The following is a 21,261-nucleotide window of genomic DNA, read 5'->3' as shown; positions in this document are numbered from 1 at the left end:
CCTACGGCGGCGTCGGGCGTCTGACCAGCAAGCCTGGCATGATCCGGGCCATGCAACAGCCCAGCTCCCGGCCCGCCCCGCCCAACTCCCGCGCCACACGGTCCAATTCCCGCCCCACGGGCCCCAATCCCACACCCCACAACCCCACACAGACCGACCTCACACAGGCCGACACCCCACCGGCACAGCCCAAGGCCCCACCCGCACAGCCCACGGCCTCGCGCGCCCGCTCGCGGGCCCACTCGCTGTCGCTCGCGACCGGTCAGCGGTCCCTGGGGGATCCCACGATCCACTACTCCCTGTGGCCACCGCTCACCAACGGCTGCCCGCGCACCTCCACCGACGCGGTCGCGTACCCGCTGGAGGTCGACTACGCCTACGACCGGGTGCCCGCCGACCTGTTCGACCGCCCCGCCGCGCACGGCCTCGAACGCTGGGCCCCGCTGCTCCCGCCGCTGTCCGCCCCCGGGCTCGGCGAGGGGAACACACCCCTGGTCCGGCTGGCGGACGGCGTCTACGTCAAGGACGAGTCGCGCAACCCCACGTGGAGCCACAAGGACCGGCTCAACCGCGTCGCCGTCAGCGCCGCGAAGTCGAGCGGGGCGCGCGGCGTCGTGGTGTGCTCCTCCGGCAACCACGGCGCCTCGGCGGCGGCTTACGCGGCTCGCGCCGGTCTGCCGTGCGCCGTGTTCACCTCGCCGCACGCCCCGCCCGCCGTCGCCTCCTTCGTGCGCGCGTACGGGGCCACGGTGCTCACCGTCCCCCGCGAGTCGCTGCGACCGCTGGCGCGGCGCGTGGTGGCGGAGTTCGGCTACCACCCCGTCAGCAGCCTCACCGACAACGCCCACACCGGCCACCCCTTCGGCCCCGAGGGCTACAAGACCATCGCGTACGAGATCTTCCTGGACCTCGGCGAGACGCCCGAGGCGGTGTACGTGCCCACCGGCTACGGCGAGCTGCTCTTCGGCGTCTGGAAGGGCTTCCACGAGCTGACCCTGCTGGGCCTGGCCGACCGCGTCCCCCGGCTGTACGCGTGCGAACCCGCCGCCGCGGGCGCGCTGGCCACCGCGATCCGCACCGGCCGCTCCGCCACCGAGGTCCCGGTCGGCCCGACCGAGGCGTACGGGATCGCCTGCCCGGTGGGCGGCTACCGCGGGGTGGTCGCCGTACGCGAGAGCCGGGGCGAGGCACTGACCGTCACCGACGAGCAGATGGCCGCCGCCCGCGCCGAACTCTCCGCCCAGGGCATGTGGGTCGAGCTGTCCTCCGCCGCCGGGCTTGCCGCGCTGCGCGCCCACCACGACGGCCCGGCGGCCGGCCCGCAGAACACCCCCGACACGGGCGGCCCCGTCGTGTGCATCGCCACCTCCAGCGGCTTCAAGGACAGCGCCACCGGCACCCGTACCTACCCGCCCATGCCCGCGGACTGGGGCGCCGTGGCGGGGGCGCTGTCCCGATGACCGTCGGCTCGGGCGCCCCGGACCACGTCACTCCTCCGGCTCCAGAACATCGGCGACCACGCAGCTGACGTTGTCGGGGCCGCCCGCCCGGTTGGCCAGAGCGACGAGCTCGCGCACCGCCCCCTCGGGATCGCGGGCCGAGGTGACCACCCCGCGTATGTCCTCGGTCGGCACCACGGCGGACAGCCCGTCGGAGCAGAGCAGATAGCGGTCCCTGGGCCGGGCGTCGTGCAGACGTATGTCGGCGGTGGCCCCGGCCTCTCCGGTCAGGGCCCGCGCCAGCAGGGAGCGCTGCGGGTGGGAGGCGGCCTCCTCCGGGGTGAGCCGCCCTTCGTCGACCATCGACTGGACGAGGGTGTGGTCGTGGGTGATCTGGAAGAGCCCGCCGTCCCGCACGAGGTACGCGCGGGAGTCCCCGATGTGCACCATGGCCAGCTGGGATCCGGTCCACAGCAGCGCGGTGAGCGTGGTGCCCACCTCCCGCGGCGCGGGGTCGGCTCCGGCGATGTCGCGCACGGCGTGGCCCGCCTGCTCGACGGCGTCCTCCAGCGCGTTGAGGATCCCGCCCACCGGGACGCCCGCGCCGACGCCCTCGGCGACGCCCTCGACGCCCAGGCGTTTGAGCACTTGGACGGCGGCCGCGCCGGCCGGTGCGCCGCCCGCGCCGAAGCCGTCGGCGACGGCGAGCAGACGGGACCCGGCGTAGGCGGTGTCCTGGTTGCTCTCGCGGACCAGGCCGGTGTCGGACAGCGCGGCGTAGCGGATTCCCAGGGGCTTGGTGGTCGGGGACATGTCGGGGTCCTTCCATGACAGATGGTCGACGAGGAAGGCGGCCAGGTCTCGCCGGGCGGCGGTCTCGGCCTCCACCTGGGCCCAGTAGGCCCGGACCTCGCGCGCCGCCGCGGCCGCGTCCACCTCGCGCAGCTCGCAGACCTCGCCGATGCGGGCCAGCGGCATGCCCAGGCGGCGCAGCCAGGCCACCAGCCGGGCCCGTTCGAGCTGCTCCGGTGCGTAGAGCCGGTAGCCCGTCGCCGGGTCGACCCGGGCCGGGGACAGCAGCCCCAGCTCGTCGTACAGCCGCAGCGCCTTCGGCGACAGCCGGGACGCCTTCGCGAACGCCCCGATGGTCAGCAGGCCCATGTCCGCCTCCTCGCGCCGGGCGCCTCGCCCGGCACATCGATGCTGTGGCCTCCCCCAAGGACAAGGTCAAGGAGGAGGGCAAGGAGGAAGAGCGGTCGGCTACGGCGTGGCGACGTCGATGAGCCGCCCGAGCGCGGCGGCCGAGGCGGTCAGATCGGCGCGGATCGTCTCCTCCCGCGGCCGGAGGTCCGTCTGCCGGCCCAGGACCGCGAGCGCCGCGAAGATCTGGCCCTGGCCGTCCCGCACCGGTACGGCGTACTCGGTGATGCCGTGCTCGAACTCCCCGTGCGCGGCGACCATCCCGCCCGGCCGGTCGCGGTCGTTGGCCGCTGCCAGCTCGTCGGCGGAGTGTGCGGCGTTGGGCCCGCCGACGCCGATCAGCTCGTACCCCTGGAGCAGCGCCGCGATCTCGTCGCCGGAGTGGTCGAGCAGCAGCGCGCGCCCCGCCCCCGTGCACCAGCAGGGGGTGACCAGGCCGGCCCTGACGGGCCATGGCTCGGCTGCCGCTGCCGCCTCCGCGCGCAGCAGCCGGACGAGCACACCGTCGCGCACCGAGAGCCGGGCGCCGGCCCCGTGTTCGATCGCGAGCCGGCGAAGGACCGGCCGGGACCCGCGCAGCAGGCCGTGGTTGAGGGCCCGGCCCAGCTCGTGGAACCCGGCGGCGACGCGCAGTGTGGAGTCCTCACGGCGCTCCAGGAACCCCCGGTCGCACAGCTCCTGGGTCATCCGGGAGGCCTTGCTGGGGTCGATGCCGATCTCCTGGGCGAGCCTGGCGACGTTGAACCCGGTGCGCCCGGAGGTCTCCCGCTCCAGGACCGCGTTGATGATCTGGAGGCCGGTACGCAGCGAGGACGCCGCCTGGGCCTTCGGCGGGTTCGCTGTCACGGCCTCACTTTAGCAACGTGATCCCCACGTGATCCCCACGTGATCCGCGGCCGCCGCAGGACAACCGCTCGCGGGACGGTGCACATCGGCATCTCCGCCGGTCGCTTCGGCATGGCCGCGATGACAGGCGCGGAGGTGACGCTGGGCGAGGTCACAACCGAAGGAGATGCTGATGACGCTGATGACCCGATACGACCTCGCCCTGATCGGATTCGGTGGCGTCAACCGCGCGCTCGCCGAACTGATCGCCGAGCGTGGCGACGAGCTGTCCGAGGAGCTGGGCTTCGGCCTGCGGGTGGTCGCGATCACCGACCTGCGGGCCGGGTCCCTGGTGCGGGCCGACGGTATCGACCTGGCGCCGCTGCTCGCGGTGGCGCCGGGCGAGCTCGACTTCTCCGGCCTGGAGGGCGGCAGCGCCGATCCGCGCAACGAGTGGGTGATCCGGTCCGTGCCCGCCGACATCGTCGCCGAGGCCACGTTCACCAACCCGGCCGACGGCGAGCCCGCGCTGTCGCATGTGCGCTGGGCGCTGGAGGCGGGCAAGCACGTGTGCACCACCAACAAGGGCCCGGTCGCCCTGCACTGCGACGCGCTCAAGCGGCTCGCGGCGGAGCGCGGCGTCGGCTTCGAGTTCGAGGGGACCGTGCTCAGCGGCACGCCGGTGCTGCGTACGGCGGACCGGCTGCTCGCGGGTGCCCGCGTCACCGGCGTCGAGGGCATCATGAACGGCACCTCGAACTACATCCTCGGCCGGCTCGAAGAGGGGGTCGGCTTCGCCGACGCCGTCAAGGAGGCCCAGGAAGCGGGCTATGCCGAGGCGGATCCCACGGCGGACGTCGAGGGCTTCGACGTACAGCTGAAGGTCGCGATCCTCGCCCATGAGGTGCTGGGCGCCACGCTGTCCCGCGACGACATCGCCCGGGAGGGGATCACCCGGCTCACCCCGGCGGACATGCGGGACGCCGCGGCCCGGGGGCTGCGGTGGAAGCTGATCGGCTCGGTCGCCCGCCGCGCGGACGGAGGCGTCGACGCGCGCGTGGCGCCGGTCGCGCTGCCGGTCGAGCACCCGCTGGCCTCGGTCGGCGGCGCCGTGAACGCGGTGGCCTTCCACACCGATCTGCTCGGCACCGTCACCGTCTCCGGCCCCGGCGCCGGGCGCACCGAGACCGCGTACGCCCTGCTGTCGGACATCATCGCCATCCACCAGCGGCACGGCACCGGCCCCATCGCCCCCGCTGCCGCCGCAGGACGCGTCCTCCAGGAGGCCCTCCGTGACTGACACCACTCTCGCCGCTCTCCCGCACACCGGCGACGACGACCACGGCTTCGTCGCCGTGCGCAACCCGTACACGGACGAGGTCATCGGGTCGGTCTGCGCCACAACGGCGGACGCCGTCGACGAGGTCATGGCCCGCGCCCGCCGCGGGCGCGCCACCGCCGCGGCCCTCTCGCGGGCCGCCCGGGCCACGGTGCTGGACCGCGCGGCCCGGCTGGTCTCCGAGCGCGCCGAGTCCTTCGCCCGGCTGATCGTGGCCGAGGCGGGCAAGACCATCGCCCAGGCCCGCAAGGAGACCGCCCGCGCGGTGAACACCCTGGCGCTGTCGGCCGCCGAGGCCCGCCGGAACGCGGGCGAGGTGGTGCCCTTCGACGCGTACGAGGGGTCCGAGGACCGCCAGGGCTGGTTCACGCGGGAGCCGCTGGGCATCATCGCCGCGATCACCCCCTACAACGACCCCCTCAACCTGGTCGCCCACAAGCTCGGGCCGGCCGTCGCGGGCGGCAACGCCGTCATCCTCAAACCCTCCGACCTGACCCCGCTGTCCGCGCTGCGGCTGGTCGACACCCTCGTCGAGGCCGGGCTGCCGGATGAGGTGATCACCGTCGTCAACGGCGGCGCGGACCTCGGCGCCGCGATCGTCGCCGCCCCCGAGGTGCGCATGGTCTCGTTCACCGGCGGCTTCGCGACCGGGGAGGCCATCGCGCGCCAGGCCGGGCTGAAGAAGCTCGCCATGGACCTCGGCGGCAACGCGCCGGTCCTGGTGCTCGCCGACGCGGACCTCGACCTCGCGGTGGAGGCGTGTGTGTCCGGCGCGTTCTGGGCCGCGGGCCAGAACTGCATCGGCGCCCAGCGGATCCTGGTCGCCCGGGAGGTGTACGACGAGTTCCGCGCCGCGTTCGTCACGAGGACGAGGGCGCTGCGGACCGGCGACCCCCGCGACGAGCACACCGATGTCGGCCCGATGATCACGCCCCTGGCGGCCCGGGCCGCGAAGGCGAAGGCCGATGAGGCCGTCGCGCGGGGCGCGGTGCTGCTGTGCGGCAACGACCTCGACGGGAGCCGCTACAGCCCCACCGTGCTGGAGAACGTCCCGGCCGACAGCGCCCTGTGGCGGCAGGAGGCGTTCGCGCCGCTCGTGGCGCTGGAGCCGGTCGACTCCTTCGAGGAGGCCGTGGCGCGCGCCAACGAGATCGACTTCAGCCTCCACGCGGGCGTCTTCACCGCCAGCCTGGACCGCGCGATGGCGGCGGCCCGGCTGCTGGAGGCGGGCGGGGTGATGGTCAACGACTCGTCCGACTACCGGTTCGACGCCATGCCGTTCGGCGGGTTCAAGTACGGCAGCATGGGCCGCGAGGGCGTGCGGTTCGCCTACGAGGACATGACGCAGCCGAAGGTCGTGTGCCTCAACCTCGCGGGCGGCTGACCACCCGCGAGAGCGTCAGCGCCGTGACCGTATCGCGTACACCGGGCATCTGGGCGATCTGTTCCCAGATGCCCTGTACGCGTTCCAGGGACCTGGCCTCGATCCGCACCATCAGGTCGAACTCCCCGCTGAGCACATCGCAGATGACGACCTCCGGGATGCGCTTGAGCGCCGCCAGCACCTCGCCGCCGCGCAGCCGGTCCTTGCGGTAGACGAGGACGAGCGCCGAGGCGATGTCCTCGTCCTCGTGCCCGCCGCGCACCAGCGTGTAGCCGCGGATGTGTCCCTGCCGCTCCAGCCGGTCGATCCGCTGCCGTACGGCGTTCCGCGACAGCAGCACCCGCTGGCCGAGCTCGGCGTGCGACAGGCGGGCGTTGCGGGTGAGTTCGGCGATGATCTTCTCGTCGATCGCGTCCAGGGCCGGTCGGTCCATCGCGGTATCCGTTCCGCGCACGGCGAGACCCCGGCGGACTCGGGTCCGCCGGGGCTCCGTGCGCCGGTCGTTCGGGCAATCAGTCATTCATGTCGTTCGGGCACAGGGCGAAGACGCGGGCCGGGAACCCGGAGCCGCCCTGGGGCTTGGGCCAGGTGGCGACGATCAGCGCGCCCGCCTCGGGCACCTGGTCGAGGTTGGCCATCAGCTCTATCTGCCACCGGTCACGCGCGAGGACGTACCGCTCCAGGCCGAAGTCGCCGGCCGAGGTGGCCGAGCCCGGGTCGGTGTCGGTCTGTTCATGGCCGATCGCGGTCACGCCCGCCTCCTCGAACAGATACCGCAGCACCTCGCCGGACCAGCCGGGGGCGTGGCTGACGCCCGCCGCGTCCTTGTTGGCCATCGCGTCCCGGTCCGGCCAGCGCCGGCCCCACCCGGTGCGGAGCGCCACGAACGACCCGGCGGGGACGGTGCCGTGGCGCGCCTCCCAGGCCGCCACGTCGTCCAGGGTCGGGGTCGCGTCCGGGTCGGCGGCCACCCGCTCGGTGATGTCGAGCACCACCAGCGGCAGGACCATCTCCTCCACGGGGATCCGGTCCAGCGTGCGCGCCCCGGCGACGAAGTGCACGGGCGGGTCGACATGTGTGCCCCACTGGCCCACGAGTGTGTAGCGGTGGACGTTGAAGCCGTCCCCGCGGTCCATGTCGAAGACCATCTCGCGCTGCTCGTCGGGGAAGGCGGGGAAGTGCGGCTGCCCGGGGTGGAAGGCGTGGGTGAGGTCCGTGTACGTCGCCTTCGCGGTCAGCTCGCGAAAGGCCGACCACAGGGTGGGGGCGGCGGCGGTGGTGTGGTGCGGGCTGCTGTCGCTCATGTGCTGGTTCTCTTTCGCGTCATTGGTGCCATGCCGGTGATTTCACGTCAGTGGCTGTTCAACGGCCATGGTCGCGGGCCGCGATCAGCAGGTCCGTCAGTTCCGCGGGCTCGGCCACCGAGGCGATGGCGTCCGCCGACTCCGACCGGTCCCCATAGCCCCACAGCACGTGGACGGCCGGGATCCCCTCGGCGGCGGCGCTGGTGACGTCGTACGACCGGTCGCCGACCATGAGCGGCGCCGACACGTCGACGCCGCGGCGGGCCAGCCGCGCCAGGCACTCCCGGATCACCTGCCGCTTGGTGGTGCGGCCCGCCCGGTCGTCGATGCCGCACACCGCCTCGAACCGCGGGTCCAGGCCGTAGTGGGCGACGATCCGCCGCGCCTGGTCCTCGACCTTGGAGGTCGCCACCCCCATCGGCAGGCCCGCGGCGGCCAGCGTCTTCAGCGCCTCCACGATCCCGTCGTACAGCGCGCTGTCGAGGGCGCCGTGCGCCGCGTAGTGCGCGCGGTACGCCGCCAGGGCCCGCAGCGCGGTGGGCTCGTCGAGGCCGAGCCGGTGCCGGAAGGACTCGTACATCGGCGGGCCGACGAACGTCCGCAGCACGCCGGGGTCCGGGGCCACGACGCCGACCTCGCACAGCGCGGCGTGGATGCTCGCGAGGACCCCCGGGGCGGAGTCGACGAGGGTGCCGTCGAGATCGAGCAGCAGACAGGTGGGCGGGGTCGGCGTCGGGGTCATGAGGCCGTCGTCCCGCTCCCCCTGCGGCGGTGCCGCAGGTAGTAGTACAGGTAGCAGGCGGCGACGAAGGGGACGCCGAAGTACAGGGCCGCGACCTGGGCGGGATCCAGGGCGACGCCGACCAGGGAGACCAGGCAGAGCAGGAACGCCAGGACGGGCACGACCGGATAGAGCGGGGTGCGGTAGGGCAGGGTCTTCACATCCCCGCCGGCGCGCAGGAAGGCTCTCCGGTGGAAGAACTGCGAGGCCGCGATCGACATCCACACCGCCACCGCGGCGAACCCGGCGATCGACACCAGCACGAGATAGACGGTCTGGGCCGCGACCACGCTGCTCAGCAGTGACGCGAGGCCGCCCAGCATGCTCACCACGAGGGCGGCCATCGGGATCTGCCGGGAGTTCAGCCGCCGCAGCAGCTGCGGGGCCTGGCCCTCCTCGGCGAGCGAGAACAGCATCCGGGCGCAGGAGTACAGGCCGCTGTTGCCCGCGGACAACAGCGCCGTGATGATCACGAAGTTCATCACATCGGGCGCGTAGGGGATCCCGATGGTTGTGAAGACGGTGACGAACGGGCTCTCGTCCAGCCCGACCTTGTCGTACGGGATCATCGCGGCGATCACCGTGATCGCCCCGGCGAAGAAGACCAGCAGCCTGATCACCGTCACCCGCAGCGCCTTGGGCACCGCCCGGGACGGGTCGTCCGTCTCGCCCGCGGCGACGCCGATCAGCTCGGAGCCGGAGAAGGCGTAGAACGCGGCGAGGACGGTGACCATGACGCCGGACAGCCCGTGGGGGAACAGGCCACCGGGCGTGTCGAAGTTCTCGAACAGATGCGGGAACGCCGCGTGCTGGTCGGACAGCGGGTGGAAGCCGAAGATCGCCGCGCCGCCGAGGACGATGAGGGCGACCACGGCCGCGACCTTGATGAGGGAGAACCAGTACTCGGTCTCGCCGAAGACCCGGGCGGAGATCGCGTTGACGGTGAACACCACGGCGGCGCAGACGACACACCACACCCAGACGCTGACGGAGGGGAACCAGCGCTGCATCAGCAGCCCGCAGGCGGTGAACTCGGAGCCCAGGGCGACCGCCCAGGTGAGCCAGTACAGCCAGGCCGTGGTGAAGCCGGTCGCCGGATTGATCGAGCGCGAGGCGTAGATATGGAAGGCGCCGGAGACGGGGTAGGCGCAGGCGAGCTCGCCCAGGCAGGTCATGACGAGGTAGACGACGAACGCGCCGACGAGATAGGCGAGGACCGCGCCGAGCGGGCCGGCCTGGGAGATGGTGTAGCCGGAGCTGAGGAAGAGCCCGGAGCCGATGACCCCGCCCATCGCGATCATCACGAGGTGGCGGCTGGTCATGGAGCGGCGCAGTGAACTCTGGGCCGCGTCCTGGGATGCGCCTTGAGACGCGCCTTGAGATGGGCCCTGGGGCGGGTGGTCGGTCGCTCTTGCCTGGGCCGACGGGCTCTCCGCCGGCAGTGATGTAGTCATGACATGACTTCCTCGGGGTGGCGGTGACGGGGACGACACGGCGTGGCGGAGGGGTGGTGCCACCTCTTCGGCGCTCGCGGCCCGCGCGGGGTCCGCGCGCCGCGAGCCGCTCACTCGGAGCGCGGAGGACTCACGCGCGGGAAACGAGCTCCAGGGGTGCGGAGAGCTCGACGACCGGGACCTCCCAGGGGTGGGCGGCCACGATGCGCGAGAGGACGGTGGACACCTCGTCGTCCGCGACGGAGGCGTCCATATACGTGGTGAAGGTGAGGGTGGGGGACAGCGAGCGGGAGCCGACCGCGCCGAGGGTGGGGGTGGACCCGGGCGCGGCGGTGAATCCCTCGGCGCCGATCCCCACCTCGAAGACATCGGTATAGAGGCCGAAGTCTCCGACCTCCGGCGAGCCCTCCAGGACGCGGAACAGCCCGGCCAGGGACTCGTCCTCGTAGAGCGCCGCGAGATCCCCCGCCGCCACGGCGGCCAGGGTCTGCCGCGAGACGGGCCAGTACACCTTGATCGCCCGTACCGACCGGCGGCGGATCGCCGATTCGGCGCGGCACGGCCCCTGGCCGTATGCGTGGGCTGCGGACGTCACCGTCGCCGTCATGGCTGTCGCTGTCCCTTCTCGTGCGCCCCGACGGGGCGGCGGAAACCGATGGCGAGATGCTATGCGTGCATCTACCGCACGGCAAGATGCAAATAACGCACACTTTCAGAGGCGGACGGTGGCAGCGCGGGCAGTAGGGTGTCGGCGATGGCTGATCGCGCCGCATGGACGGCGCACGGCGCGGCGTGGCGACACGGCTGAGGGGTCATGGAATCGAGCGTGGGCAAGGGCCTGGACGTGCTGATGGCGCTCGCCCGCAGAACAGCGGAAGGACACCGCCGCACCTCGGCCACCGACCTCGCACGCGAACTGGCCCGCGACCGCAGCCAGCTCTCCCGCGGCCTGGCCGCCATGCGGGAAGAGGAGTTCGTCGCCAGGGGGCACCTCCCAGCGGTAGCTGGGGGAGGCTCACCCCGGGCGCTCGCCCTGCACTGGCGGCTCTACGCCGACACCCAGGAACTCACCGCGCACCGCCTGCGCACCGACGGACAGACCGCGCTGGAGGGCATGGTCGGCGAGACCGGCGAGAGCTGCTACCTGGGCGTCCTGGCCGGCGACGCGACCGTGACGATCGCCGAACGCGTCCCGCAGGGCAGCAGGCAGGTCGGCTCCTGGATCGGCCGCCCCTACCCCGCCTATTGCAGCGACTGCGGGCAGGCGCTGCTCAGCGACGCCGACGACGAGGAAGTCACCGCCGTCTTCGCCCGCACCGACTTCGTACGCCACGGGCCCAACACACCCACCGGCGTCGACGACTTCCTCCGGCGGCTCGCCGCCACCCGCGAGCGGGGCTACTCGATCGTCGACGAGGAAGCCGAGCCCGGCCTGTACTCGGTCGCCGCCCCGGTCCGCGACTTCCGCGGCGAAGTGGTGGCCGCGCTCCAGGTCGTGGGCCCGCGCGTCCGACTCGCCCCGCGCACGGAGGAGTTGGCGGCCTCCGCGCTGCGCTGGGCCGGCCGGCTGGAGGCTGCCCTGCGAGGGGTGTGACGCCCAACCGGACCCACCCGGGCCTCCGTTGGCCACCGTTCTGTAGCTTCACCGCGTGACCGACACCCCCGACACCCCCGACGCCCCCTACCTCACCGCCGTCCGCGAGTCGTACGACACCGTCGCCGACGCGTACGTCTCACGCGTCAAGACACCCGCCGAGCTGGACCCCTTGTCACGCGCGACGCTGACCGCGTTCGCCGAACTCGTCCGGGCCACCGGCCGGGGCCCGGTCGCCGACCTGGGCTGCGGCCCCGGCCGGGTGACGGCGCACCTGGCCGAACTGGGGGTGTCCGCGTTCGGCGTCGACCTCTCGCCGGAGATGATCAGGCACGCCCAAGAGGCCTATCCCGACCTGCGGTTCACCGTGGGCTCGATGACCGCCCTGAAGATCGGGAACGCCGAACTCGGCGGCATCCTGGCCTTCTACTCCACCCACCACACACCGCCGGAGTGGCTGCCGACCGTGTTCTCCGAGTTCCACCGCACCCTCGCGCCCGGCGGCCATCTGATGATGGCCGGCTACGTCGGAAACGACGAGCGCCTCCGCCCGACGCGGGCCTACGGGAACCGCCCGGTGTCGTACGAGTCCTACCTGCTGCCGGCGGACCGGATCGCCGATCTGCTGGGCCGGGCCGGGCTGGTCGTCACCACGCGCGTCATACAGGAGCCGGACGAGGGGATGACGCGGCGGATCGCCACGTTCCTGGCCCGCAAACCGGAATGACGGCGGACCCGGCCCGCCGGAACGGGGGTGCCGGAACGGGCGCCGATGACACGGCTGCAAGCGAATGCTTGCAATAGTTAGCACTCATGCGGCAGCATGGAGGCATGGCATCACTGAACGTCGGCACCCTCGGTGAGTTCCTGCGGGAACAGAGACGCAGCGCGCAGCTCTCGCTGCGCCAGCTCGCCGAGGCCGCCGGGGTGTCCAATCCGTATCTGAGCCAGATCGAGCGCGGGCTGCGCAAGCCGAGCGCGGAGATCCTCCAGCAGCTCGCGAAGGCGCTGCGGATATCCGCGGAGACCCTCTATGTGCAGGCCGGGATTCTCGACGAGCGGGACCGGGACGACACGGAGACGCGCAGTGTGATACTCGCCGATCCGTCGATCAACGAGCGGCAGAAGCAGGTGCTGCTCCAGATCTACGAGTCCTTCCGCAAGGAGAACGCACCGGACCCCGCCGCGGGCGACACCCCCGCCGGAACCCCCGCCGGAACCGCCACAGGCAGCGCCGACGACGACGCCGAACCCTCGAAATGATCCGGGAGGACCATCAGCATGGCCATCACCGACGATGTGCGTAAGACGCTCACCGACCCGACCCCCCTGTACTTCGTGGCGGGCACGGCCGACCTCGCCGCCCAGAAGCTCAAGGAGGTCCCGTCGCTGGTCGAGAAGATCGTCGCCGAGGCCCCCGAGCGCTTCGCCGCCGTACGGAACACCGACCCGAAGGCCGTTCAGGACCGGGTCACCCAGCAGGCGAAGGACGCCCAGGAGAAGGTCACCGAGCTGCTGGGCACGCTCGACACCGACCTGAAGAAGCTCCGCGACACGGCACAGGACCTGGCGCTCCAGGGCGTGGGCCGCGCGGCCGAGCTGGCCGTCAAGGCGCGGGAGCGGTACGACGAGGTGGCCGAGCACGGCCAGGAGGTCGTCAAGACCTGGCGCGGCGAGGCGGCCGACGAGATGGTGGAGATGGCCGACGCCATCGAGCCCAAGGAGCGGCCGGTCCCGGTCGCGGGCGAGCCGTCCAAGGACGCCACGAAGACCGCGGTCAAGCCGGCCCCCGCCGCCACCCCGGCCACCCCCGCCCCCGCTGCCGCCGCCAAGAAGAGCCCGGCCCGCAAGCCGGCCCCGGCGCCCGCCCCCGGCGCCAAGAAGACCCCGCCGAAGGCCCAGGCCTGAGGGCGGCGAGGGCTGAGGGACGGATGTCCGCCGGAGCCGGACCCCAGGGCCGGGCACACGCTGCGTGCCCGGCCCTGCCAGCGGGTACGGTGGCCGGTGGAACGCTTCCCATACATATCTTCTAGGCGGTGGACGGCGTGCTGGTACAGGGATTCAACAATTTGTTGTACTGGGTCTCCTGGGGGTTGCTCCTGTTCAGCCTCTTCGCCTTCATCGACGCGGCGATCCGCCGCGAGGACGCCTACCGTGCCGCGGACAAGCAGACCAAGCCCTTCTGGCTGATCATCCTCGGGATCGCGGCCGCGGTGAACTTCTTCATGGGGATTCTCGACTTCCTGCCGATCATCGGGCTCATCGCGACCATCGTGTACTTCGTCGATGTGCGGCCCGCGCTGCGGCAGGTCTCCGGCGGCGGCCGCAACTGGCGGCGCGGCCGCGGCTCCAGCTCCGACGGTCCGTACGGGCCCTTCAACGGCCGCTAGGCGCAGCGATCACGAGCGGGGCCCTGTGGCCGTGACCGTCAGCCGCAGGGCCGCCGGCCTCAGGTCCGCCGGCCGCGCGACCGTCAGCCGCGGTCCAGGAGCAGCACGGCCAGGTCGTCCGTCAGCTCCCCGCCGTTGAGCGTCCGCACCTCGGTGACGGTGTTGTCCAGCAGCTCCTCGCCGCGCAGCCCCGATGCCAGCCCGCGGGTCACGATCTCGACCATCCCGTCCTGGCCCAGCCGCTGCACGCCCTTCCCGATGCGCCCCTCGATAAGCCCGTCGGTGTACATCATCAGGCTCCAGGAGCCGCCGAGCTGGATCTCCCGGCGCGGCCAGCGGGCGCCCGGCAGCAGGCCGAGCGCCGGGCCGTTGTCGTCGGAGGGCAGCAGCCGCGGCGCCCGCCCGGGGCGCACCGCCAGGGGGGCGGGGTGGCCGGCCAGGCACACCCCGGCCCGCCGCCCGTCCGGCGCGATGTCGACGGTGCACAGGGTCGCGAAGATCTCGTCGTCGGCGCGCTCGTTCTCCAGGACCTGCTGGAGGGTGCCGAGCAGTTGGTCGCCGCAGAGCCCGGCGAAGGTCAGTGCGCGCCAGGCGATGCGCAGCTCGACGCCGAGGGCCGCCTCGTCGGGGCCGTGCCCGCAGACGTCGCCGATCATCGCGTGCACGGTGCCGTCCGGGGTGCGGACGGTGTCGTAGAAGTCGCCGCCCAGCAGGGCGCGGCTGCGGCCGGGCCGGTAGCGGGCGGCGAAGCGCAGACCCGAGCCCTGGAGCAGCGGGGTGGGGAGCAGCCCGCGTTCCAGCCGGGCGTTCTCCTGGGCGCGCAGCCGGGACTCGGTCAGCTGGCGCTGGGCGAGGTCGGAGCGTTTGCGCTCGACGGCGTAGCGGATGGCGCGGCTGAGGAGCCGTCCGTCCAGCTCGTCGCGGAAGAGGAAGTCCTGGGCGCCGACCCGTACGGCCTCGGCGGCGCGTTCGCCGTCCTCCACGGCGGTCAGCACGAGGACCGCGTGGGCGGGCGCGAGCCGCAGCACCGCGCGCAGGGAGTCGAGCTCGTCCTCCGCCTTCTTGCCGGGGCCGGGCAGGGCCAGGTCCAGCAGGATGCACTGGACGTCGTCGGTGAGCAGCCGCTGGGCCTCGGTGAGGTTGCGGGCGGTGCGGATACGGACGCGGTTGCCCTCGGTGTCCAGCATTTCGGGGACAGTGAAGGAGCCGGCCGGGTCTTCCCCGATCACCAGCAAGGTGAGCCCGTTGTCGGGCGGCGCGGCGGGGCGGGCCTCGGTGGCCTCCGCCTCCAGCTGCCCGGTCGCGGGTACGGACATCGCTCGATTCCTTCCCTCCCCCCGAGAGTGCGGCACCCTGTCGAACTGACACAGCGCCGGACACCGAGAGGCGACCATAGCGCTAGGGCGGGCCCCAGCGGAATGACCTTCGGACAGCCACTTTTGTCATATGCCAAAGCAGAAAAGGGACTTGACGCGCCGGGGCGGGGCGGCGAGATGACGAACATCACGCCGACACGAGGTGAAATGACCGGATAACAGCCCGATGTGGATGCTAGTAACCGGTCCTTTCCCCCACCCGGCTCAACCCCGGCCGGCCCGACCCCCCACCGGACTCGACTCCCCGTCGGATGCGGACACATCGGGACGTACGACACCGGGCGCGACATCCGGCGGGCTCAGCCCCCGTCGGGACGTACGACGCCCAGGATCGGCATCGAGCCCGCACCCGCGACCGTGACCTGCCGCCCCGGGCGCGGCGCGTGGACGATCGCTCCGTCCCCTACATACATCCCCACATGACTCGCGTCCTTGAAGTAGATGATCAGATCCCCCGGCCGCATCCGCTCGACGCCCACCCTCGGCAGCCGCCGCCACTGCTCCTGCGAGGTGCGCGGGATGGCACGGCCGCCCGCGGCCCAGGCCTTCTGCGTCAGCCCCGAGCAGTCGTAGGTGTCGGGGCCTTCCGCGCCCCACACATAGTCCTTGCCGAGCTGGGCCGTCGCGAACTCCACCGCTCGCCGCCCCTGCGAGGTGGCCTTGCCGCCGATCTTGCGGAGTATGCCGGAGCCCAGCCAGGTCGTCTGCGCCCGGCGCTGCTGCTCGTCCTCCAGCTGCCGCAGCCGCTCCCGCTCCTTCGCCCGCAGCCGCGACTCCAGCTGCCTGGCCCGGGCGAGCTTGGCCCGGATCTCCTTGCGCGCCGCGGCCTTCTTCGCGCGGCTGGAGTCGAGCCGCTCCCACTCCCGGGAGGCCGACTTGGCATAGCCGTCGAGCGTGGCCTGCGTCTTCTCCAGCTGGTTCATCAGGCCAAGGGTCGCCTGCTGGCCCTTGCGCGCGAGCGTGACGTCGTTGAGGAAGCCCTCGGGGTCGTCACCGAGGAGCAGCTGCGCCTCTGGCGGGATTCCGCCGTTCCGGTACTGGGCCCGGGCCACCGCCCCGGCCCGCTGCCGCAGGCCCGCCATCCGCTTCTGTGCCTTCACCACGGACTGGGCGATCCTCACGATGCGTTTCTCCTGGCGGGTCTGTTTCTCGCGGGCCAGGTTGTACGCGTCGGTGGCCGCCTCGGCCTTGCGGTAGAGCGTCTCCACCCGCTGGTGCACCTGGCGCAGGCGGTCGCTCCCGGACCCCGAGCCGCCGGACCCCGAACCCCCGGATCCCGCGCCCCCGGATCCCGCGCCCGCGGGCGAGCCCGGCCTGGGCTCGCGGGGCGCGGCCTGCGCGCTTTCCGGCGCCGCCGTCAGCCCCACGGCGCACACGATCGCGGTGGCCGCGGCGACACCCGCGCCGCCTCCCCTGCTTCCCCTGCTCCCCTTGCTTCCTGTGCCTCCCTCGCCGTCCCCGCCGCCCCGCCCCACCTTCCGCTTCCTCATCACCTGCGGACCTCCACGAGCCGTCGCGTAACCCGCGCGCCAGAGCTGACTTACCGGTACGTAGGGACGGATAGTGACATGCCGTACCTCAATCCGACAGAGTCACGCGCCGTTCACCACCGCTCTCACCCCCGCTCAACCGGAACCGAGGCCTCAGCCGGGCCACCACCCTGACGGCCGAGGTTCACCCTCCGTTCACCCGTGCCCATCAGCTGCGTCACCTGATCTGCCTAATTTCAGCCCTACAGAGTGCGGGTCGCGCCCATGGCATGGCCTGTCCATCCGAGCAGACTTGTGCGCCGTCCCCACCGGCGGCTCCTGGAAGGAAAACCCGAAAGTGAAGCTTCAGCGCAACAACCGGCTTCGCGCCATCGCCGCCGGTGCCCTCGCCGTCTCCGGCGCCCTGGTCCTCACCGCGTGCGGCTCCGACAACAACAGCGGTTCCTCGGGCGGCGACGGCGGCACCAAGGCGGCCAGCAACATCAAGTGTGACGGCAAGGGTCAGCTGCTGGCCTCCGGGTCGTCCGCCCAGAAGAACGCCATGGACCTGTGGGTCAAGAACTTCGGCGCCGCCTGCAAGGACGTCAAGATCAACTACAAGGCCACCGGCTCGGGCGCGGGCATCCAGGAGTGGCTCCAGGGCAAGACCGCCTTCGCGGGCTCCGACTCGGCGCTCAAGCCCGAAGAGGTCGCGTCCTCCAAGAAGATGTGCACGGGCGGCGGCCAGGGCATCAACCTGCCCATGGTCGGCGGCCCGATCGCCGTCGGCTTCAACGTCCCCGGCGTGGACAAGCTGACCCTGGACGCCAAGACCCTCGCCGAGATCTTCGACTCGAAGATCACGAACTGGAACGACGACGCCATCAAGAAGCTCAACAAGGGCGTCAACCTGCCGAACCTCAAGATCCAGGCGTTCCACCGCTCGGACGACTCCGGCACCACGGACAACTTCACCAAGTACCTCAAGGCCGCCGCCCCCTCGGCGTGGCCGCACGAGCCGGGCAAGGCCTGGGAGGGCAAGGGCGGCCAGGCCGCGGACGGCTCCGCGGGCGTCTCCTCGCAGGTGAAGCAGGTCTCCGGTGCGATCTCCTACTTCGAGCTGTCGTACGCGACCGCCAGCAGCATCAAGACCGTGGACCTGAACACCGGCGCCGCTGCCCCGGTCCAGGCCACCGTCGACAACGCCTCCAAGGCCATCTCCGAGGCCAAGGTCAAGGGCACCGGCAAGGACCTCGCCCTCGACCTGGCATATGACACCAAGGCAGAAGGCGCGTACCCGATTACGCTGGTGACGTACGAGATCGCCTGCGACAAGGGCAACAAGTCCGACACCCTCGCCGCCACCAAGTCGTTCCTGACCTACGTCTCGAGCGAGGACGGCCAGACCTCGCTGAAGGAGCTGGGCTACGCCCCGCTGCCGGCCGAGATTGCCACGAAGGTCCGCGAGAGCGTCTCGAGCCTCTCCTGACCCGAGTGCGGCCGGCTCCAAAGCATGGGAGCCGGCCGCACCGTCCGGTGCACCGCCGCAAGGAGCCCCACCCCACGGCTCCGCAGACCGGAGAACCCATGAAAACGGACATAGAACCCACATCCCCCACAGACCCATCGGCCAAGGTCAGGACGCGCAGCACCGGCCGATTCGGTGACAAGATCTTCCTCGGACTCTCCCGGGGCTCCGGCGTGCTGCTGCTGGTGATCATGGCCGCGATCGCGGTCTTCCTCGCCGTGCGCGCCGCCTCCGCCCTCTCCGACAACCACGGGAACTTCCTCACCACCTTCGAGTGGAACACCAGTTCCCGGCCGATGGTCTTCGGCATCGCCGTCCTCGCCTACGGCACGATCGTCAGCTCGATCATCGCGATGGTGATCGCGGTACCGATCGCGGTCGGCATCGCGCTGTTCATCTCGCACTACGCGCCGCGCCGGCTGGCCACCCCGGTCGCCTACGTCGTCGACCTGCTCGCGGCGGTCCCCAGCATCGTCTACGGCCTGTGGGGCGGGCTCTTCCTCGTCCCGCACCTGACCGGCCTGTACAAGTGGCTCGACGAGTACCTGGGCTGGACCAAGATCTTCGAGTACAACGACGGCGCCGCGCGCTCCCTGTTCACCGTCGGCATCCTGCTGGCGATCATGATCATCCCGATCGTCACCAGCGTCAGCCGCGAGGTCTTCCGCCAGGTCCCGCAGATGCACGAGGAGGCCGCGCTGGCGCTCGGCGCGACGCGCTGGGAGGTCATCCGGATGTCGGTGCTCCCCTTCGGCCGCTCCGGCATCATCAGCGCCTCCATGCTGGGCCTGGGCCGCGCGCTCGGCGAGACGATGGCCGTGGCCACCGTGCTGTCCCCCAGCTACCTGATCAACGCCAGCCTGCTGGACCCGGGCGGCGGCACCTTCGCCCAGAACATCGCCAGCCACTTCAAGGAGGCCGACGGCCCCGCGCGTGACGCGCTGATCGCCTCCGGTCTGGTGCTGTTCGTCATCACTCTGCTGGTGAACGGCGCCGCGCGGCTGATCATCGCCCGCCGCAAGGAGTACTCGGGAGCCGCCGCGTGAACGACGCACACGCGGCCGCCGGGCCGCAGACGACCGCGATAGCCGCGCCTCTGCGCCGCGTGGGCGACAGTGCCCGTGGCGGAGCCGCTGATGGATCGAGCAGCTGCTGGCGCAGCGGGGTGAACGAAAGGGGCGGCGCATGAGCAACGCAGTCATCGACAAGAGCACGGTGGCCGGTGACGCCCCGCGTCCGGCCCTCAAGCAGCCCCGGCTGCCCAAGTGGACCCCGATCGGCCTGGCGGTGCTCGCCATCGCCCTGGGCTGCGGCATCGGCGTCGCCGCCGATCTGAGCAGCAGGACCCAGTGGGGTCTGATCGCCGCGCTGCTGTTCGTCGTGATCTCGTTCGGCCTGACCGCCAAGGTCGAGGGCTCCCGCCAGGCCAGGGACAAGCTGGCCACCAGCCTGATCTGGGTCTGCTTCCTGCTCGCGGTGATCCCGCTGATCTCGCTGATCTGGGAGACCGTCGACCGGGGCCGCACGGTCCTCGACGGCTACTTCCTCGGCCACTCCATGGAGGGCGTGCAGACGATCCTCCCCGGCGGCGGCGTCTACCACGCGATCATCGGCACGCTGGAGCAGGTCGGCATCGCCACCGCCATCGCGGCCCCGATCGGCCTGCTGACCGCCGTCTACCTGGTGGAATACGGGCGCGGCCGGCTCGCCAAGGCCGTGACCTTCTTCGTGGACGTCATGACCGGCATCCCCTCGATCGTCGCCGGTCTGTTCATCCTCACCTTCTGGATCATCATCCTGGACTTCGACTACTCCGGCTTCGCGGGCGCGATGGCCCTGGCCATCCTGATGATGCCGATCGTCGTCCGCTCGACGGAGGAGATGCTCAAGCTCGTCCCGAACGAGCTGCGCGAGGCCTCCCTCGCGCTGGGCGTGCCCAAGTGGCGCACCATCCTCAAGGTGGTGCTGCCCACCGCGATCGGCGGAATCATCACGGGTGTGATGCTCGCGGTCGCCCGTATCGCCGGTGAGTCGGCCCCGATCATGCTGCTGGTGTTCGGCGCCACGGGGATCAACAACAACCCCTTCGACGGCGCGCAGTCCTCGCTCCCGTACTACGTGTACGAGCAGTGGCAGCTCGGTAACGATGCCTCGTACAACCGGGCCTGGGCGGCGGCGCTCGTCCTGATCGCCTTCGTCATGATCCTCAACCTGCTCGCCCGCGGTGTCGCCCGCTGGAAGGCCCCGAAGTCCGGCCGCTGAGGCCACGCCACGAAGAAGAGAAGTGATTCACATGGCCAAGCGCATCGACGTCAGCGGCCTGACCGCCTACTACGGCAACCACAAGGCCATCGAGGACATCTCGATGACCGTCGAGCCCCGCTCGGTGACGGCCTTCATCGGCCCGTCCGGCTGCGGCAAGTCCACCTTCCTGCGCACCCTGAACCGGATGCACGAGGTCACCCCCGGCGGGCGCGTCGAGGGCAAGGTGATGCTGGATGACGAGAACCTGTACGGCGCGGGCGTCGACCCGGTCTCCGTGCGGCGTACGGTCGGCATGGTCTTCCAGCGCCCGAACCCCTTCCCGACGATGTCGATCTTCGAGAACGTCGCGGCGGGGCTGAAGCTGAACGGCTCGTACAAGAAGAGCGAGCTGGAGGGCATCGTCGAGAAGTCCCTCAAGGGCGCCAACCTGTGGAACGAGGTCAAGGACCGGCTGAACAAGCCGGGCGCGGGCCTGTCCGGCGGCCAGCAGCAGCGGCTGTGCATCGCGCGCGCCATCGCGGTGGAGCCCCAGGTGCTGCTGATGGACGAGCCGTGCTCGGCCCTGGACCCGATCTCCACGCTCGCCATCGAGGACCTGATCGGTGAGCTGAAGGAGCGCTTCACGATCGTCATCGTGACGCACAACATGCAGCAGGCGGCGCGCGTCTCCGACCGCACGGCCTTCTTCAACCTGGCCGGCGTCGGCCAGCCCGGCAAGCTCATCGAGATCGACGAGACCGAGCGGATCTTCTCCAACCCGTCCGTCCAGGCGACCGAGGACTACATCTCGGGCCGCTTCGGCTGACGCACCGCCTCCCGCGCCGGTCCGCCGGCGCGGGCAGGGATCGTCCTGTGGTGCTGCATGGCGGTGCCACCACAGGACGAAGGGCCCGCCCCCGGATCACCCGGGGGC

Annotated in this window: 21 protein-coding genes; 12 read left to right on the top strand and 9 right to left on the bottom strand. The window is 71.7% G+C overall.

The window, feature by feature from the left end; all coding sequences use genetic code 11:
- Positions 1–50: 50 nt before the first annotated feature.
- Positions 51–1,460: a threonine synthase gene (locus ACZ4WQ_RS37705; RefSeq protein WP_398377628.1), complete on the top strand. Its 1,410-nt coding sequence runs from the start codon at positions 51–53 to the stop codon at positions 1,458–1,460.
- A gap of 27 nt (positions 1,461–1,487) precedes the next feature.
- Here ACZ4WQ_RS37705 and ACZ4WQ_RS37700 read toward each other — a convergent pair whose 3' ends face one another.
- Together ACZ4WQ_RS37700 and ACZ4WQ_RS37695 are read right to left on the bottom strand one after the other, a co-directional pair.
- Positions 1,488–2,600 carry a MerR family transcriptional regulator gene (locus ACZ4WQ_RS37700; RefSeq protein WP_398377626.1) on the bottom strand — a complete coding sequence of 371 codons (1,113 nt, stop codon included), beginning with the start codon at positions 2,598–2,600 and terminating at the stop codon, positions 1,488–1,490.
- A gap of 99 nt (positions 2,601–2,699) precedes the next feature.
- Entirely contained in the window at positions 2,700–3,485 is a 786-nt protein-coding gene (locus tag ACZ4WQ_RS37695) for an IclR family transcriptional regulator (RefSeq protein WP_398377624.1), read from the bottom strand.
- A 172-nt stretch (positions 3,486–3,657) separates the two neighbouring features.
- On the opposite strand from ACZ4WQ_RS37695, the gene ACZ4WQ_RS37690 reads away from it, so the two are divergent.
- Both ACZ4WQ_RS37690 and ACZ4WQ_RS37685 read left to right on the top strand, forming a co-directional pair.
- Positions 3,658–4,764 (top strand): homoserine dehydrogenase, encoded by a 1,107-nt coding sequence (locus tag ACZ4WQ_RS37690; protein WP_398377621.1) that lies wholly within the window; start codon positions 3,658–3,660, stop codon positions 4,762–4,764.
- A complete protein-coding gene (locus tag ACZ4WQ_RS37685; protein WP_398377619.1) occupies positions 4,757–6,187 on the top strand; it encodes an aldehyde dehydrogenase family protein in 1,431 nt (476 codons plus the stop codon). Before ACZ4WQ_RS37690 ends, ACZ4WQ_RS37685 begins: the two co-directional genes overlap by 8 nt.
- On the opposite strand, the gene ACZ4WQ_RS37680 is transcribed toward ACZ4WQ_RS37685, so the two are convergent.
- The 5 genes from ACZ4WQ_RS37680 to ACZ4WQ_RS37660 form a co-directional block, all read right to left on the bottom strand.
- Entirely contained in the window at positions 6,168–6,620 is a 453-nt protein-coding gene (locus tag ACZ4WQ_RS37680) for an Lrp/AsnC family transcriptional regulator (RefSeq protein WP_311724592.1), read from the bottom strand. The genes ACZ4WQ_RS37685 and ACZ4WQ_RS37680 overlap by 20 nt on opposite strands.
- Positions 6,621–6,699: 79 nt before the next feature.
- Positions 6,700–7,491, bottom strand: a complete 792-nt coding sequence (locus tag ACZ4WQ_RS37675) for a cyclase family protein (RefSeq protein ID WP_311724593.1) — start codon at positions 7,489–7,491, stop codon at positions 6,700–6,702.
- Positions 7,492–7,549: 58 nt separating this feature from the next.
- Complete coding sequence (locus ACZ4WQ_RS37670) at positions 7,550–8,233, bottom strand: HAD hydrolase-like protein (protein WP_311724594.1); 684 nt, start codon at positions 8,231–8,233, stop codon at positions 7,550–7,552.
- Positions 8,230–9,594, bottom strand: coding sequence for an amino acid permease (locus ACZ4WQ_RS37665; RefSeq protein ID WP_398377617.1), 1,365 nt, complete (start codon positions 9,592–9,594; stop codon positions 8,230–8,232). The genes ACZ4WQ_RS37670 and ACZ4WQ_RS37665 overlap by 4 nt, the downstream gene beginning before the upstream one ends.
- A gap of 262 nt (positions 9,595–9,856) precedes the next feature.
- Entirely contained in the window at positions 9,857–10,333 is a 477-nt protein-coding gene (locus ACZ4WQ_RS37660; protein WP_358847838.1) for a YqfO family protein, read from the bottom strand.
- Positions 10,334–10,540: 207 nt separating this feature from the next.
- Here ACZ4WQ_RS37660 and ACZ4WQ_RS37655 point away from each other — a divergent pair, with 207 nt between their 5' ends.
- The 5 genes from ACZ4WQ_RS37655 to ACZ4WQ_RS37635 all read left to right on the top strand — a co-directional run bounded on the left by ACZ4WQ_RS37655 (position 10,541) and on the right by ACZ4WQ_RS37635 (position 13,710).
- Complete coding sequence (locus ACZ4WQ_RS37655) at positions 10,541–11,320, top strand: IclR family transcriptional regulator (protein WP_361192216.1); 780 nt, start codon at positions 10,541–10,543, stop codon at positions 11,318–11,320.
- A gap of 55 nt (positions 11,321–11,375) precedes the next feature.
- Positions 11,376–12,047, top strand: a complete 672-nt coding sequence (locus ACZ4WQ_RS37650) for a class I SAM-dependent methyltransferase (RefSeq protein ID WP_398377615.1) — start codon at positions 11,376–11,378, stop codon at positions 12,045–12,047.
- Positions 12,048–12,151: 104 nt separating this feature from the next.
- Positions 12,152–12,583 (top strand): helix-turn-helix domain-containing protein, encoded by a 432-nt coding sequence (locus ACZ4WQ_RS37645; RefSeq protein WP_352133453.1) that lies wholly within the window; start codon positions 12,152–12,154, stop codon positions 12,581–12,583.
- A gap of 18 nt (positions 12,584–12,601) precedes the next feature.
- Complete coding sequence (locus tag ACZ4WQ_RS37640; RefSeq protein WP_311724599.1) at positions 12,602–13,228, top strand: hypothetical protein; 627 nt, start codon at positions 12,602–12,604, stop codon at positions 13,226–13,228.
- 137 nt (positions 13,229–13,365) lie between these two features.
- Positions 13,366–13,710, top strand: coding sequence for a DUF2516 family protein (locus ACZ4WQ_RS37635; protein ID WP_311724646.1), 345 nt, complete (start codon positions 13,366–13,368; stop codon positions 13,708–13,710).
- An 83-nt stretch (positions 13,711–13,793) separates the two neighbouring features.
- Here the strand turns inward: ACZ4WQ_RS37635 and ACZ4WQ_RS37630 are convergent, their stop codons facing one another.
- Both ACZ4WQ_RS37630 and ACZ4WQ_RS37625 read right to left on the bottom strand, forming a co-directional pair.
- Entirely contained in the window at positions 13,794–15,026 is a 1,233-nt protein-coding gene (locus tag ACZ4WQ_RS37630; protein ID WP_311724600.1) for a PP2C family protein-serine/threonine phosphatase, read from the bottom strand.
- A 359-nt stretch (positions 15,027–15,385) separates the two neighbouring features.
- Positions 15,386–16,579 carry a C40 family peptidase gene (locus ACZ4WQ_RS37625; protein ID WP_385347071.1) on the bottom strand — a complete coding sequence of 398 codons (1,194 nt, stop codon included), beginning with the start codon at positions 16,577–16,579 and terminating at the stop codon, positions 15,386–15,388.
- 334 nt (positions 16,580–16,913) lie between these two features.
- Here ACZ4WQ_RS37625 and pstS point away from each other — a divergent pair, with 334 nt between their 5' ends.
- The 4 genes from pstS to pstB all read left to right on the top strand — a co-directional run bounded on the left by pstS (position 16,914) and on the right by pstB (position 21,153).
- Positions 16,914–18,044 carry a phosphate ABC transporter substrate-binding protein PstS gene (pstS, locus tag ACZ4WQ_RS37620; protein ID WP_385347073.1) on the top strand — a complete coding sequence of 377 codons (1,131 nt, stop codon included), beginning with the start codon at positions 16,914–16,916 and terminating at the stop codon, positions 18,042–18,044.
- A gap of 98 nt (positions 18,045–18,142) precedes the next feature.
- Complete coding sequence (gene pstC, locus ACZ4WQ_RS37615) at positions 18,143–19,129, top strand: phosphate ABC transporter permease subunit PstC (protein WP_311724603.1); 987 nt, start codon at positions 18,143–18,145, stop codon at positions 19,127–19,129.
- Between the two features lie 139 nt (positions 19,130–19,268).
- Positions 19,269–20,345 (top strand): phosphate ABC transporter permease PstA, encoded by a 1,077-nt coding sequence (gene pstA / locus ACZ4WQ_RS37610; protein WP_311724604.1) that lies wholly within the window; start codon positions 19,269–19,271, stop codon positions 20,343–20,345.
- Positions 20,346–20,376: 31 nt separating this feature from the next.
- A complete protein-coding gene (gene pstB / locus ACZ4WQ_RS37605; protein WP_311724605.1) occupies positions 20,377–21,153 on the top strand; it encodes a phosphate ABC transporter ATP-binding protein PstB in 777 nt (258 codons plus the stop codon).
- Positions 21,154–21,261: the final 108 nt, after the last annotated feature.

This window comes from Streptomyces sp. NPDC028305, from assembly GCF_055569495.1.
Note: the sequence above shows the minus strand (reverse complement) of the source record. Positions and strands in the feature narration are given on the sequence as shown.

Bases quoted from the DNA above. Each gene is read 5' to 3' on its own strand.
- ACZ4WQ_RS37700 (WP_398377626.1), bottom strand. From the start codon at position 2,600: ATGGGCCTGCTGACCATCGGGGCGTTCGCGAAGGCGTCCCGGCTGTCG.
- pstB (WP_311724605.1), top strand. From the start codon at position 20,377: ATGGCCAAGCGCATCGACGTCAGCGGCCTGACCGCCTACTACGGCAAC.
- ACZ4WQ_RS37680 (WP_311724592.1), bottom strand. From the start codon at position 6,620: ATGGACCGACCGGCCCTGGACGCGATCGACGAGAAGATCATCGCCGAA.
- ACZ4WQ_RS37705 (WP_398377628.1), top strand. From the start codon at position 51: ATGCAACAGCCCAGCTCCCGGCCCGCCCCGCCCAACTCCCGCGCCACA.
- ACZ4WQ_RS37655 (WP_361192216.1), top strand. From the start codon at position 10,541: ATGGAATCGAGCGTGGGCAAGGGCCTGGACGTGCTGATGGCGCTCGCC.
- pstA (WP_311724604.1), top strand. From the start codon at position 19,269: ATGAGCAACGCAGTCATCGACAAGAGCACGGTGGCCGGTGACGCCCCG.
- ACZ4WQ_RS37690 (WP_398377621.1), top strand. From the start codon at position 3,658: ATGACGCTGATGACCCGATACGACCTCGCCCTGATCGGATTCGGTGGC.
- ACZ4WQ_RS37645 (WP_352133453.1), top strand. From the start codon at position 12,152: ATGGCATCACTGAACGTCGGCACCCTCGGTGAGTTCCTGCGGGAACAG.
- ACZ4WQ_RS37670 (WP_311724594.1), bottom strand. From the start codon at position 8,233: ATGACCCCGACGCCGACCCCGCCCACCTGTCTGCTGCTCGATCTCGAC.
- ACZ4WQ_RS37640 (WP_311724599.1), top strand. From the start codon at position 12,602: ATGGCCATCACCGACGATGTGCGTAAGACGCTCACCGACCCGACCCCC.
- ACZ4WQ_RS37665 (WP_398377617.1), bottom strand. From the start codon at position 9,594: ATGACCAGCCGCCACCTCGTGATGATCGCGATGGGCGGGGTCATCGGC.
- ACZ4WQ_RS37675 (WP_311724593.1), bottom strand. From the start codon at position 7,491: ATGAGCGACAGCAGCCCGCACCACACCACCGCCGCCGCCCCCACCCTG.
- pstC (WP_311724603.1), top strand. From the start codon at position 18,143: ATGAAAACGGACATAGAACCCACATCCCCCACAGACCCATCGGCCAAG.
- ACZ4WQ_RS37630 (WP_311724600.1), bottom strand. From the start codon at position 15,026: ATGTCCGTACCCGCGACCGGGCAGCTGGAGGCGGAGGCCACCGAGGCC.
- ACZ4WQ_RS37660 (WP_358847838.1), bottom strand. From the start codon at position 10,333: ATGACGGCGACGGTGACGTCCGCAGCCCACGCATACGGCCAGGGGCCG.